The sequence below is a fragment of the Pseudomonas sp. GW821-FHT09H03 genome, assembly GCF_059415945.1.
The window spans coordinates 13,519-27,582 of sequence record NZ_JBWKOF010000007.1; the positions used below are offsets into that span (position 1 = coordinate 13,519).

Annotated in this window: 12 protein-coding genes; 5 read left to right on the forward strand and 7 right to left on the reverse strand. The window is 59.3% G+C overall.

The features are described from left to right. The first annotated feature begins 54 nt into the window (after window positions 1–54). The gene (locus AC07OG_RS11410; RefSeq protein ID WP_060541951.1) at window positions 55–1,581 is read left to right on the forward strand and encodes a CoA-acylating methylmalonate-semialdehyde dehydrogenase; all 1,527 of its coding nucleotides are present in this window, start codon (window positions 55–57) and stop codon (window positions 1,579–1,581) included. 10 nt (window positions 1,582–1,591) lie between these two features. Continuing rightward, complete coding sequence (gene mmsB, locus AC07OG_RS11415; RefSeq protein ID WP_060541952.1) at window positions 1,592–2,479, forward strand: 3-hydroxyisobutyrate dehydrogenase; 888 nt, start codon at window positions 1,592–1,594, stop codon at window positions 2,477–2,479. A 170-nt stretch (window positions 2,480–2,649) separates the two neighbouring features. On the opposite strand, the gene AC07OG_RS11420 is transcribed toward mmsB, so the two are convergent. Further along, window positions 2,650–2,994, reverse strand: coding sequence for a cupin domain-containing protein (locus AC07OG_RS11420; protein WP_060541953.1), 345 nt, complete (start codon window positions 2,992–2,994; stop codon window positions 2,650–2,652). A gap of 275 nt (window positions 2,995–3,269) precedes the next feature. Between AC07OG_RS11420 and kynB the strand changes: the two genes are divergently transcribed. Beyond that, complete coding sequence (gene kynB, locus AC07OG_RS11425; RefSeq protein ID WP_060541954.1) at window positions 3,270–3,935, forward strand: arylformamidase; 666 nt, start codon at window positions 3,270–3,272, stop codon at window positions 3,933–3,935. Further along, window positions 3,932–4,786 carry a tryptophan 2,3-dioxygenase gene (kynA, locus tag AC07OG_RS11430; protein ID WP_060541955.1) on the forward strand — a complete coding sequence of 285 codons (855 nt, stop codon included), beginning with the start codon at window positions 3,932–3,934 and terminating at the stop codon, window positions 4,784–4,786. Before kynB ends, kynA begins: the two co-directional genes overlap by 4 nt. Before the next feature lie 996 nt (window positions 4,787–5,782). On the opposite strand, the gene AC07OG_RS11435 is transcribed toward kynA, so the two are convergent. From AC07OG_RS11435 to AC07OG_RS11455, 5 genes are all read right to left on the reverse strand, one after another. Beyond that, window positions 5,783–6,484 carry an ABC transporter ATP-binding protein gene (locus AC07OG_RS11435; RefSeq protein ID WP_060541114.1) on the reverse strand — a complete coding sequence of 234 codons (702 nt, stop codon included), beginning with the start codon at window positions 6,482–6,484 and terminating at the stop codon, window positions 5,783–5,785. Next, window positions 6,485–7,252, reverse strand: coding sequence for a high-affinity branched-chain amino acid ABC transporter ATP-binding protein LivG (livG, locus tag AC07OG_RS11440; protein WP_060541115.1), 768 nt, complete (start codon window positions 7,250–7,252; stop codon window positions 6,485–6,487). After that, entirely contained in the window at window positions 7,249–8,505 is a 1,257-nt protein-coding gene (locus AC07OG_RS11445; protein WP_495067076.1) for a high-affinity branched-chain amino acid ABC transporter permease LivM, read from the reverse strand. Before AC07OG_RS11445 ends, livG begins: the two co-directional genes overlap by 4 nt. Continuing rightward, window positions 8,502–9,425, reverse strand: coding sequence for a high-affinity branched-chain amino acid ABC transporter permease LivH (livH, locus tag AC07OG_RS11450; RefSeq protein WP_495067077.1), 924 nt, complete (start codon window positions 9,423–9,425; stop codon window positions 8,502–8,504). The genes AC07OG_RS11445 and livH overlap by 4 nt, the downstream gene beginning before the upstream one ends. A 231-nt stretch (window positions 9,426–9,656) precedes the next feature. Further along, a complete protein-coding gene (locus tag AC07OG_RS11455) occupies window positions 9,657–10,784 on the reverse strand; it encodes a branched-chain amino acid ABC transporter substrate-binding protein (RefSeq protein ID WP_060541118.1) in 1,128 nt (375 codons plus the stop codon). A gap of 349 nt (window positions 10,785–11,133) precedes the next feature. Here AC07OG_RS11455 and AC07OG_RS11460 point away from each other — a divergent pair, with 349 nt between their 5' ends. After that, window positions 11,134–11,439, forward strand: a complete 306-nt coding sequence (locus AC07OG_RS11460; RefSeq protein ID WP_060541119.1) for a DUF2288 domain-containing protein — start codon at window positions 11,134–11,136, stop codon at window positions 11,437–11,439. A 283-nt stretch (window positions 11,440–11,722) separates the two neighbouring features. Here AC07OG_RS11460 and AC07OG_RS11465 read toward each other — a convergent pair whose 3' ends face one another. Then, window positions 11,723–13,921: a hypothetical protein gene (locus AC07OG_RS11465; RefSeq protein WP_060541120.1), complete on the reverse strand. Its 2,199-nt coding sequence runs from the start codon at window positions 13,919–13,921 to the stop codon at window positions 11,723–11,725. Window positions 13,922–14,064: the final 143 nt, after the last annotated feature.

The following is a 14,064-nucleotide window of genomic DNA, read 5'->3' on the forward strand; positions in this document are numbered from 1 at the left end:
GGGCGACCTTTTCGCCCTGGCTCCTGAAACAAGAACAAGCATCCGGAGACCCACATGAACGCATCGCTCACGCCCAACGACACCACCGTACACAAGGTCAAACTGCTGATCGACGGTGAGTGGGTCGAATCCCAAAGCACTGAATGGCACGACATCGTCAACCCGGCGACCCAGCAAGTGCTGGCAAAAGTACCGTTCGCGACCGCAGAAGAAGTCGACGCCGCCATCAGCGCCGCCCACCGCGCCTTCCAGACCTGGAAGCTGACGCCGATCGGCGCGCGGATGCGCATCATGCTCAAGCTCCAGGCGTTGATTCGCGAACACTCCAAGCGTATCGCCGTGGTCCTGAGCGCCGAGCAGGGCAAAACCATTGCCGACGCTGAAGGTGACATTTTCCGTGGCCTGGAAGTGGTCGAGCACGCCTGCTCCATCGGCAGCCTGCAAATGGGCGAGTTCGCCGAGAACGTCGCTGGAGGCGTCGACACTTACACCCTGCGCCAGCCGATCGGCGTGTGTGCCGGCATTACCCCGTTCAACTTCCCGGCGATGATTCCGCTGTGGATGTTCCCGATGGCCATCGCCTGCGGCAACACCTTCGTGCTCAAGCCGTCCGAACAGGATCCGATGTCGACCATGCTCCTGGTGGAACTGGCGATTGAAGCCGGTGTTCCGGCCGGTGTGTTGAACGTCGTGCATGGCGGCAAGGATGTGGTGGACGCACTCTGCACCCACAAAGACATCAAGGCTGTTTCTTTCGTCGGTTCGACTGCGGTCGGTACTCACGTGTACGACCTGGCCGGCAAGCACGGCAAGCGTGTGCAATCGATGATGGGCGCCAAGAACCACGCCGTGGTGCTGGCGGATGCCAATCGCGAACAAGCGCTGAACGCGCTGGTGGGTGCCGGTTTCGGCGCTGCGGGTCAGCGCTGCATGGCGACCTCCGTGGTGGTGTTGGTCGGCGCGGCCAAGCAATGGCTGCCAGACCTCAAGGCGCTGGCGCAGAAACTCACGGTGAATGCCGGCAGCGAGCCGGGCACCGATGTCGGGCCGGTCATCTCGAAGAAAGCCAAACAGCGGATTCTCGATCTGATCGAAAGTGGCATCAAGGAAGGTGCGAAACTGGAGCTGGATGGCCGCGACATCACGGTGCCAGGTTACGAGAAAGGCAACTTTGTCGGCCCGACCCTGTTCTCCGGCGTGACCACCGACATGCAGATCTACACCCAGGAAATCTTCGGCCCTGTGCTGGTGGTGCTGGAGGTCGATACCCTCGACCAGGCCATTGCCCTGGTCAACGCCAACCCGTTCGGCAACGGCACCGGCCTGTTCACCCAAAGCGGCGCGGCGGCGCGCAAGTTCCAGAGCGAAATCGATGTCGGCCAGGTCGGCATCAACATCCCGATTCCGGTGCCGGTGCCGTTCTTCAGCTTCACCGGTTCCCGTGGTTCCAAGCTCGGCGACCTCGGCCCGTATGGCAAGCAAGTGGTGCAGTTCTACACTCAGACCAAGACCGTCACCAGCCGCTGGTTCGATGACGACAGCGTCAATGACGGTGTGAACACCACCATCAACCTGCGATAAGGAGCCGGACATGAAAATCGCATTTATCGGTCTCGGCAACATGGGCGCGCCGATGGCGCGCAACCTGATCAAGGCCGGTCATTCGTTGAATCTGGTCGACCTGAACAAAACCGTGCTGGCGGAACTTGAGCAACTGGGTGGCCGCATCGGCGCATCGGCCCGGGAAGCGGCCGAGGGCGCGGAACTGGTGATCACCATGTTGCCCGCTGCCGTGCATGTGCGCAGCGTCTGGCTCGGCGAAGACGGCGTACTGGCCGGTATTGGCAAAGGCGTACCGGCGGTTGATTGCAGCACCATCGATCCGCAGACTGCCCGTGATGTGGCGGCTGCGGCTGCCAAACAGGGCGTGGCCATGGCCGATGCGCCGGTCTCCGGTGGCACTGGCGGTGCAGCTGCCGGCACCCTGACCTTCATGGTCGGCGCCACCGCGGAACTGTTCGCCACCCTGCAACCGGTACTGGCGCAGATGGGCCGCAATATCGTGCACTGCGGCGAAGTCGGCACCGGGCAAATCGCCAAGATCTGCAACAACCTGCTGCTGGGTATTTCCATGGTCGGCGTCAGCGAAGCCATGGCATTGGGTGATGCGCTGGGCATCGACACCAAGGTGCTGGCCGGGATCATCAACAGCTCCACCGGACGTTGCTGGAGTTCCGAGATGTACAACCCGTGGCCGGGCATCGTCGAAACGGCACCAGCCTCGCGCGGCTACACCGGCGGCTTCGGTGCCGAACTGATGCTCAAGGACCTGGGGCTGGCCACCGAAGCGGCACGCCAGGCGCACCAGCCGGTGGTACTCGGCGCGGTGGCTCAGCAGCTGTATCAGGCGATGAGTTTGCGTGGGGAAGGGGGGGATGACTTCTCGGCGATCATCAACAGCTATCGCAAACCGCAATAATCGCGCGGAAAACCTGTGGGAGCGAGCCTGCTCGCGATAGCGGTAGGTCAGTCACCGTTGATGTTGAATGTGCTGGCCTCATCGCGAGCAGGCTCGCTCCCGCAGGGGGGTAGCATGTACCCACAGATATTTACCGGGAAATCACATGAAGTGATCTCCCGGTTTTTTTGTCAGGCAAACACGAAATACTTACGCACGGTTTCCACCACTTCCCAAGTGCCTTTCATCCCAGGTTCAACGACGAAAATATCGCCGGCGCGCAGATGAATCGGCGCCATCCCTTGCGGGGTGATGATGCAGTAGCCTTCCTGGAAATGGCAGTACTCCCACTTCACGTATTCCACGTACCACTTGCCCGGCGTGCAAATCCAGGTGCCCATGATCTTGCTGCCGTCTTCGCTGGTGTAGGCGTTGAGGTTGACGGTGTGCGGGTCGCCTTCGAGTCTTTCCCACTTGCAGGCGTCGAGAACGGGCAGCGGGTGGGTGTCGCGAAGAACGGTGATGGGTGCGGACATGATGACTCCGGGCGTCAGGGAGAACCGAAGTTGCACCCTATAGGGCCTGTGGCGGCATCAGTTGTCTGTATTCGACATCGGGGTATCCAGAAACGCAGCCGCCATCACTCGCTCGATGCCGGGTACCGGCTGTGGCCTCATTGAAATTTCCACTCGATAAACCGCCGGTATCTGGCAGTTCGTGCGAAAGCTCCGGGCTTTTCCGAGCGTTTTTGCAAGAACATGCACAGGTATCGCTCGTATCATTCACATCGGAAAAGGCCGAGAGCTGTGCAATGAAAAAAACAATGTCGTGGTGGGACATCAGCCCGCCCTTGAGTACCGCAACACCGACCTGGCCGGGAGATACACCGTTTCAGGAAGAACGCGTCTGGACGCTGGGGCCTGAATGCCCGGTGAATGTCGGGCGCATCACGCTGTCGCCGCACACTGGCGCCCATGTTGACGCACCGTTGCACTACAGCGCAGACGGCGCGGCCATTGGCGAAGTGTCGCTCGATGTCTATATCGGGCCTTGCCGGGTGCTGCATTGCCTGGACAGCGATGGGCTGGTGCAACCCGGGCAACTGCAAGGTCGCTTGGCCAACCTGCCCGAACGCGTGCTGCTACGTACCTATCAACAGGCGCCGCTGACCGCCTGGGACCCCGAATTCACCGCGGTCGGCAAAGACACCGTCGACCTGCTCGCCAGTCTCGGCGTGCGCCTGATCGGTATCGACACGCCGTCGCTGGACCCGCAGCAATCCAAGACCATGGATGCGCACAACGCCGTGGCACGCCACGGTATGGCCATTCTCGAGGGCATCGTGCTTGATGACGTCCCGGAGGGGGACTACGAGTTGATCGCGCTGCCGCTGCGCTTTGCCAACCTCGACGCCAGCCCGGTCAGGGCTATCTTGCGTCCACTGAATTCATCGCCACATGAGGAGCCTGCTCAATGAGCCAATGTCCGTATTCGCCTGGCAATCAAACAGCGGAGTGGCATAACGCCGAGCTGAATTTTGCCGACTCCATGAGCTACGGCGACTATCTGGACCTGGGGCGTATTCTCAGTGCCCAGCACCCGTTGTCGCCGGACCACAACGAGATGCTGTTCATCATCCAGCATCAGACCTCCGAGCTGTGGATGAAGCTGATGCTGCACGAGCTCAAGGCCGCCCGCGAACACGTTCGGCTGGGTGAGCTGGCGCCGGCGTTCAAGATGCTGGCGCGGGTTTCGCGGATCTTCGACCAGCTGGTGCATGCGTGGACGGTGCTGGCCACCATGACGCCCACCGAGTATCACTCGATCAGGCCTTTCCTGGGGCAATCGTCGGGCTTCCAGTCGTTCCAGTACCGGGAAATCGAGTTCATCCTCGGCAACAAGAGCGCGACGCTGTTGCGCCCCCACGCCCATCGGCCGGAGCTGTTGCAGGAACTGGAAAAAGCCATCGCCACCCCTTCGTTGTATGACGAAGCCATACGCTTGATGGCCAACGCCGGACTGGCGATCGACCCGCAGCGTTTCGAGCGTGATCCGAGCGCCCCGACGCAGCATGACGCCTCGGTCGAGGCGGCCTGGCGCGTGGTCTACAAGGATCCGACGCGTTATTGGGATCTCTACCAACTGGCCGAGAAGTTCATCGATCTCGAAGACTCGTTCCGCCAGTGGCGCTTCCGCCACGTCACCACGGTCGAGCGGATCATCGGCTTCCAGCCTGGCACTGGCGGCACTGAAGGGGTCGGTTATCTGCGCAAGATGCTCGATACCGTGCTGTTCCCGGAGTTGTGGCGGGTGCGTTCGACACTTTGATCCAGCAAGCATAAAAAAGCCCCGGTATTGCCGTAATGCTGTTCACTTTAGGTTGGAGGGCTCCAGGTGGATATTTGGATTAGGTGCATATCCATTCCTGCGGTAACGGCCACCTATGGTTTCGCTCTTACAGCGAGTCACTTGGAAAAGCCCCAAGTAACCAAGGGCTCTTGCCCCTGACGTTCGGTGCCTCGCCTAGGCTCGGCATGCCCTCGCTCCGGTCCTGCTCCGTGGGCCCGCCGCGATGGGCCATCCATGGCCCAGCGCGGCTAACCCGGCATCCATGCCGGGTTGCCCACTGCGCAGAACCTCCACTCGGCCTCTCGAGGGGGCAAGAAAATCAAAAGCCAAAGCCAAAGCGAGGCGGCCTGACAGCCGACCTGATTAAGGGACCTGTCTACGATCCAATTGTGGGAGCGAGCCGGCTCCGGGCGGCGTTCCGATGATGTACGTCCAGATAGCGCGATCCTCCAGACAGGGCGCGATATCGTTGACGTCCATCGTCGGAACGCCGCCCGGAGCAAACATCGCTCCTACAGGGGAACGTGCTCACTAGAATTCAGGTCGGCTGTCAGGCCGCCTCGCTTTGGCTTTAGATTTGGGCGCCCCGTTAAACCACGATGGCCGAACGCAGGCATTGCGCAGTGGGGAAACCGGCAGGACGCCGGTTTAGCCGCGCTGGGCCAGGGATGGCCCATCGCGGCGACCCACGGAGCAATGCCGGAGAGAGGGCATGCCGAGCCACAGCGAGGCACCGAGTGGTGGGGCAAGAGCCTTTTGGTTCCTTTTTGGCGTTTGAAAAAGGGACTCGCCGTAAGGGCGAAACCATAAGTGGCCGTTACCGCAGCAATGGATATCCCCCCAATCCAGTTTTTAACAACCCCATGCTTAACTGAACAGCATTGCGCTCCCACAGGGGGGCTTTCTTCATTGGCGAGGTGACAGGCATATAAAAAAACGGCCCGAAGGCCGTTTTTTCTTGTTCAGCGCAAAGGCTTAACCGCCAAGGTACGCTTCGCGCACTTTCGGGTCGGTCAGCAGCGCTTCACCGGTGCCTTGCATCACTACCCGGCCGTTCTCCAGAACGTATGCGCGGTCTGCGATCTTCAGCGCCTGGTTGGCGTTCTGCTCGACCAGGAACACCGTTACACCGTCCTTGCGCAGCTGTTCGATGATGTCGAAGATCTGCTGGATGATGATCGGTGCCAAGCCCAGCGACGGTTCGTCGAGCAGCAACAGCTTGGGCTTGCTCATCAGCGCACGGCCGATGGCGAGCATTTGCTGTTCGCCACCGGACATGGTGCCGCCGCGTTGGTTGAAGCGCTCTTTGAGGCGCGGGAAAAGTCCCAGGACCTTGTCCATTTGTTCCTGGTAGTCGCCCTTCGCGGTGAAGAAACCGCCCATGGACAGGTTTTCTTCCACGGTCAGACGGGAGAACACCCGACGACCTTCCGGAACCACTGCGATGCTCTTGCGCATGATCTGCGCCGAGGTCTGCCCCACGAGCTCTTCACCCATGTAGCGGATGCTGCCACTGTGGGCTTGCGGCGAGCCGCAGAGTGTCATCAGCAGGGTGGATTTGCCTGCGCCGTTGGCGCCGATCAGGGTGACGATTTCACCCTGACGGATTTCCACGTTGACGCTGTGCAGGGCCTGGATCTTGCCATAGAAGGTGGAAACGTTTTCGAACTGCAGCATTTACGCTTCCCCCAGGTAGGCTTTGATCACTTCAGGATTGTCGCGGATCTGTTCCGGCGTACCGTCGGCCAGAGGCGTGCCCTGGTTGATCACGACGATGTGGTCGGAAATGCTCATGACCAGTTTCATGTCGTGTTCGATCAGCAGCACGGTGACGTTGTGCTCTTCACGCAGCACGCTGATCAGCGCCTTCAGATCTTCGGTTTCCTTCGGGTTCAGGCCGGCGGCCGGTTCGTCGAGCATGAGGATCCGCGGGCGGGTCATCATGCAGCGGGCGATTTCCAGGCGACGTTGCTGACCGTAGGCCAGGGTGCCGGCCGGACGGTTGGCGAACTCCTTGAGGTTGACCTTTTCCAGCCAGTACTCGGCGAACTCCATGGCCTCGCGTTCGCTCTTGCGAAAGCCCGGCGTCTTGAACAGGCCAGCCAGGAAGTTGGTGTTCAGGTGACGGTGCTGGGCGATCAAGAGGTTCTCGACCGCGGTCATGTCCTTGAACAGCCGCACGTTCTGGAAGGTACGCACCACGCCTTTGAGGGCGATCTTGTGGCCCGGCAGGCCTTCGATCGGCTCACCGTCCAGCAGGATGCTGCCGCCGCTCGGCTTGTAGAAGCCGGTCAGGCAGTTGAACACGGTGGTCTTGCCGGCACCGTTCGGGCCGATCAGCGCAACCACTTGTTTCTCTTTCACGCTCAAGGCAACGCCGTTGACCGCCAGCAAACCGCCGAAGCGCATGCTCAGGTTTTCTACTTTAAGGATCTCGCGGCTCATTTGCGCAGCTCCATGTGAGGACGTTGCATGGGCAGCAGACCCTGAGGGCGCCAGATCATCATCAGAACCATCAAGGCACCGAACATCAACATGCGGTACTCACTGAACTCACGCATCATTTCCGGCAACAGGATCATGACCACCGCTGCCAGGATCACGCCCAGCTGCGAGCCCATGCCACCCAGAACGACGATGGCGAGGATGATCGCCGACTCGATGAAGGTGAAGGACTCCGGCGTCACCAGGCCCTGACGGGCAGCGAAGAAGCTGCCGGCGAAACCGGCGAAGCTCGCACCCAGGGTGAAGGCCGACAGCTTGATGAGGGTTGGATTCAGGCCCAGCGCACGGCAAGCGATCTCGTCTTCACGCAACGCTTCCCAGGCACGGCCCAAGGGCATGCGCAGCAAACGGTTGATGACGAACAGCGCAGCCAGTGCCAGGAACAGGGCAACCAGGTAAAGGAAGATCACCTTGTTGATCGAGTTGTATTCCAGGCCGAAGTACTCGTGGAAGGTTTGCATGCCTTCCGCGGCTTTGCGTTCGAAGGTCAGGCCGAAGAACGTCGGTTTCTCGATGTTGCTGATACCGTTCGGACCGCCGGTGATATCGGTCAGGTTACGCAGGAACAGTCGGATGATTTCACCGAAGCCCAGGGTCACGATCGCCAGGTAGTCACCGCGCAGACGCAGCACCGGGAAGCCCAGCAGGAAGCCGAAGGTGGCCGCCATCAGGCCGGCGATAGGCAGGCAGATCCAGAAGCTCAGACCGAAGTAGTGCGACAGCAGCGCATAGCTGTAGGCGCCGACGGCGTAGAAACCGACGTAACCGAGGTCGAGCAGGCCAGCCAGGCCGACCACGATGTTCAGGCCCAGGCCCAGCATTACGTAGATCAGCACCAGCGTGGCGATATCCACCGCACCGCGAGAGCCGAAGAACGGCCAGACCAGAGCGCCGGCGATCAGCGCAATGATGATCCAGCGTTGAGTGGTCGGCAGGGTCAGGAAGTCGCTGGCCTTGGCCGGAATCAGCGGCATGCCTGGCGAGGAACGCCAGACCGAACTGATCTGCCGGTCGAACAGCACGCGCAGGAACATCAGCACCGAACATACGGCGATGGTGATCAGGGTGGCGTTACTGGTGCCATGAACTTCGAGGTTGATGCCGACGATGGTCAGCTTCAGACCGAGTACCGGATAGGCCACGGCCCACACCAGCAGGGCGCTGAACAGCGCCTGTTTAAGATTCCTAGTCATACTTTTTCAACCTCCGGGCGGCCCAGCAGGCCGGTTGGCCGGAACAACAACACCAAAACCAGGAGACCGAAGGCCACGACGTCCTTGTACTGGTCGCCGAAGATATCGGCACCGAAGGCTTCTGCCACGCCAAGGACCAGCCCGCCGAGCATGGCGCCCGGGATGCTGCCGATACCGCCCAGTACCGCTGCGGTGAAGGCCTTGAGACCGACCAGGAAGCCGGCGTTCGGGTTGATCACGCCGTATTGCATGCTCAACAGCACGGCTGCGATGGCCGCCAGTGCCGCACCGATGACGAAGGTCAGGGCGATGATGTTGTTGGTGTTGATACCCAGCAGGTTGGCCATCTTGATGTCTTCGGCACAGGCGCGGCAGGCGCGGCCAAGGCGAGAGCGGGAGATGAACAGCGTCAGGCCGAGCATGGCGACCAGGGTCACCACGAACACCACGATTTGCATGTAGGAAATCAGCACTTCATGTGCGCCACCTGGCCCGAAGGTAAAATTACCCGGAATCAGGTTGGGAATGGATTTGTCCTTGGAGTCTTGCGCCAGCAGAACGGTGTTCTGCAGGAAGATCGACATACCGATGGCGGAGATCAGCGGGATCAGACGGTTGCTGCCGCGCAGGGGGCGGTAGGCGATCCGCTCGATGCTGTAACCGTAGGCACTGGTCACCACGATGGTGGCGATGAAAGCGGCGGTCATCAACAGCGGAACGCTGTCGAGTCCCATCATGGTCAGCCCGGCGATGGCGATGAACGCCACGTAGGAACCGATCATGTACACCTCGCCGTGGGCGAAGTTGATCATTCCAATGATGCCGTAAACCATCGTATAGCCGATGGCGATCAGGGCATACGTGCTGCCAATGGTCAGACCATTAACCAGCTGTTGGAAGAAGTGATAGATGTCAGGCATTACAGCGCTCCTAAAAACCTGATACGCATTTCACTGGTGGAGTCATTTTCCCGCTCGGGCCCCGTGGATCTGCATCCACTTCGAATCCGAGGTTTGCCAGCGAACCGCTGATGACGGTTTTGAGATTTTCAGGTGGGGAGACTGGCGGATCTCGCCAGCGCGGCCCAATACGTTCTAAAACAAAGCCCACGGCACGCCGTGGGCTTTATTGGCAGTCAGTCAGGCAACGCCTTACTGAGGCTTGGCTTCAGTTTTTGGTTTGCCGAAGTGCCACTCGTAAACCACAAATTTGAAGTCTTTCAGGTCGCCCTTGGCGTCGAAGCTCAGGTCGCCAGTAGGAGTCTTGAAGGTACCGGCGTGGATGGCTTCAGCCACTTTGGCGGCGTCTTCGGACTTGGCAGCCTTGATGCCTTCGGCAATGACGGTCACAGCCGAGTAGGCCGGGAACACGAACGGGCCGCTTGGGTCTTCTTTCTTGGCTTTGAACGCATCAGCCAGGGCGATGTTGGCCGGATCCTGGTCGAAGGATTTCGGCAGGGTCACCAGCAGGCCTTCGGATGCGTCCTTGGCGATCTGCGAAATGGAGTCGTTACCCACGCCTTCCGGACCCATGAATTTGGCCTTCAGGCCTTTTTCCTGGGATTGACGCAGGATCAGGCCCAGCTCCGGGTGGTAGCCGCCGTAGTAGACGAAGTCGACGTTGGCTTGCTTGAGCTTGGCGATCATCGACGAGAAGTCCTTGTCGCCGGCGTTGACGCCTTCGAACACGGCAACTTTCACGCCTTTGCCTTCCAGAGTGGTCTTCACGGCGGTGGCGATGCCTTCACCGTATTGCTGTTTATCGTGCAGCACAGCAACGATTTTCGGTTTTACGTAATCGGCAATGTAGTTACCGGCGGCAGGGCCCTGGGCGCTGTCCAGACCGATGGTGCGGAACACCATTTTGTAACCACGTGCGGTGATGTCCGGGCTGGTGGCAGCCGGGGTGATCATGATCACGCCTTCGTCTTCGTAAATGTCCGAAGCCGGTTGAGTGGAGCTGGAGCACAGGTGGCCGACCACGAATTTCACGCCGTCGTTGACGACCTTGTTCGCAACCGCTACCGCTTGTTTTGGATCACAGGCGTCATCATATTCAACGGCTTCGAGTTTCTTGCCGTCTACGCCGCCTTTGGCGTTGATCTGTTCAATGGCCATTTTGGCGCCGCTGAACTGCATGTCGCCGTATTGGGCTACAGGACCGGTTTTAGGGCCGGCGATGCCGATCTTGATGGTGTCAGCTGCGAACGAATGGCTGGCAACCCCGGCCAGAACCATAGCGGCAAACAGTTTGGAAATCTGCTTAGTAGCCTTAGTCATAGTGCTCCACTCTTACTGTTGTAGTTTTTATAGTCCTGGCGCCTTGGGCAGCAGAACCGGGTCAGAAATTGCAACATTCCCCGGAAAAGCCCCTCGGCAACTGTACCGGTACAGTGTAGAGCGCCGATTGTCAGCCTGGGAAGGCGGCGCCGGGGGGCAAAACCTGCGAGTGTCGCTTAATTGAAATAAAAAGACAGAATTGCGGCGGGGCTTTGACGGGCTTATAGCTGAATTCCGTGCTTTCCTTGGCTTTCCTGCGCTTTTCATCTCGGTGACTCAATTGCATCCGGGTTTTTCTGCCGGACCACCGACGTTATCATTCGCGTCGATTTCTTTTCCGGACAGTCCCATGAATCAAGAACCTAGCACCCTCTATGCCAAACTGCTTGGTGAAACAGCATCTATTACCTGGAAGGAGCTGGAGCCATTCTTCGCCAAGGGTGCCCTATTGTGGGTCGACCCGGGCCTGGATTTGATCGCGGCCGCCGAGGCCGTGGCCTTGGACGAAGGCGAGAAAGTGGCCGCCTGGCTGGCCGCAGACACGCTGGCCAAGCTGTCTGAAACGCGGGCGCTGGATCTTTTTGAGCGTGATCCCGAGCTTTGGGCGGTGGTGGTTTCGCCGTGGATTCTGATCCAGGAAAGGGCGACGAACTGAATCCATGCGCCCATTTGGTGCGTCATGCGCGCGAGCAAAAGTGTGTAGGTGAGTAGCGTGATGGCACCTTGCCGTGGAGAAAGGCCACAGCCTAACGGTGACGTAAACGTAACGGGAACAGTTGGGAGGGCAATTGAGCGTCTGATCAATTGTTTCCGAATGTTGAAATGTGTTGTTTTCATTACCGCTTTCGCGAGCAAGCCCGCTCCCACATTCGACTGCGTTCTTCCTGAAGAACACCGTTAAATGTGGGAGCGGGCTTGCTCGCGAATGGGAACGACGCTTAGTTAGCGGTCTTGCCCGTATGGTTATTAAGAGAAATAACCTTGGTCTTGCCAATGCGATGGCGGTAGATCTCGCGCAGGTACTTGATCGCTTTCTTCACGCAATCCCGGGACAGGCGGATGTCGTTGATCGAGACGAACTTGTCCTTGTCGTTGATCAGCTCACGGTATTTTTTCTCGTACATCGGCTTGATCGCGTACCAGTTGGTATCGAGGATCTTCGCCGGGTTCTCGAATTCGTTGAGCAGGTCGTCGATGCGGTCTTCGTCGAAGTCTTCATTGATGATGAAGTCGAGGATCGAGTTGTCCAGAGTGTCATCGAAGCGGTACGGGTTGCGTGCAAAACAACGCTTGATGAAGGCCACGATGAGCGTCAGGAAGTCGTCCGACAGGCACGGGCTCTTGGCAATCAGCGTGGTCAGCGACAGGTTGGCCGAGGCCCCGATCACCAACGCATAGCGCTTGAGCGTGGTATTGGGGAACAGGCTGTTGAGGTGCGTCTTCAACCGGTTCAGGTCCATGTACGACAGCTTGTAGTCCTTGGGCAGCGAGACGATCGACACCACCGACGAGCAGTTCTTGAAGAAGTGCAGGTCGTGCAGCGCAGCCGCGTCGTAGCCCGAATTCTTGTACTGCTCCAGCGATGCGCGATAGCGCTTGGATTCGATCGGCAACAGGCTGATGCCTTCGATGGCCTGGGTGACCTTGTTGAAGTGCGGCAGGTCGATCGAGCGGAAGAACAGGTCGTCGATGTTCAGGCGCTGCGGCTCTTTCTCGAACACCTTGAATTTGTCGCTGCTTGGTGGCGGGGTCTCCGGCACCACGGATTCGGCGTAGGCAATCGCCACCGGCCCGGCCAGGCTCATGAACAGGTCGTTGGCGTCCAGGCGAATGGTTTCGCCGATGTCGATGCCGGCGCGACGGAAATAGTTCTGGTCGTAGTCGGTCGTGACCGCCTGAGCCGTCAGAATGTTGAAGATCTGTTGGGAGATGTACTGGTTGGCGTGCTTCTCCATGGCATTGACGTCGATGTTCTGGATGTTGCCGTCATCGTTTTCTTCGGCGTAACGCATGATGTCGTTGGAGATCAGCATCATGGCGTTCCATGGGCGGATACGGCCCATGACGCTGGCTTCGCTGCTGTCTTCATTGGCGAAGTTGTAGGAGAAGTCCCACTCTTCCGACAGGTATTTACACAGCAGGCGACCGGCGTTGATGTGTAGCGCTTCGGACATTTCACTGCGGTGATCGGAAATGTTCGGCAGTACGCAGATGCCGCTGGTGAAAATCGGTTCGAAGACGAAGGAATGGCCGCTTTTGCCGTCGTGCTCGTCCATCGGCTTGGTGTCGAACGTTTTGTTCATGTACGAGTGTTGCTGGGCCAGGCCGAATTCCGAGGCCATGCCAGAACCGGTACCGCCGCCGGCACTGAAGATCGAGAAGTACAGGCGTGACTGGTTGGCCTTGATACCGCAGCTGTCGATCAGGTACGAGTGAATCATTTTCCAGTCGGGGCTGGAGAAACGCTGGGTGTCCTTGTTCAGGATGATCTTGGCCAGATACTGGCCGAGGATCGGCGCGTTACCGGCACCACCGGCGTGGACTTCCGACAAGTCCATGATTTTCATTTTGCTGTAGTCGCGCAGGAAGCCGCTTTTTTCGCCCTTGCGCGAAAAACGGATGCGCCCGGCGATGTCTTTGTCGAGGTCGCCGAGCATCACCAGTGGTTCGACCAGAAACACTGGCTTGGAGGCTTTGTTCGAGCCCAGGCGCAGGTTGTTGCGGATCCATTGGGCCGGGCTGTAGCCCTTCTCGGCGTAGCGTTTGTCCGGCGACAGGCGATCTTCGTTGTTGAATTCGTTGAGGTAGAACTTGCGGGCGTTGTACACCAGTTCCGCGACATCCAGCGCGATGTTCGAGCCGCAGCGACCCAGGCCGATCAGGCACACCGACGGGAATTCCTGATCGCTGTGCTGTTCGTTGTCGCCTTCCAGATGCGGCGGGCGTGGGAACACCATGTCGCGCAGACCGTCGAGGTTGTCGAGGATGCGGTCGGTGTTGGTTTCGGTGAAGTACAGGTATTGCTGGCTTGCCAACGGGCGGGAAGGGGGCAATGGCTTCAAGGATGAAGGGCTGTTGGCCGCGGGGCTCAACGTCAGATCGGATACCGCAGTGGCCGGATTGTTTTTAGAAGTCATTGTTCGCCATGTACCTGGGCTGGTTGGTTGGCCGACTTGTTGTCGTCCAACCGTCACGGATTGAATCGCGTCTTTTTTTCAGCGCGTATTGGGCCCTACCCTCGGGCTGCAACCTGAGCATCACTCGGGGGAATCCTTTCCTA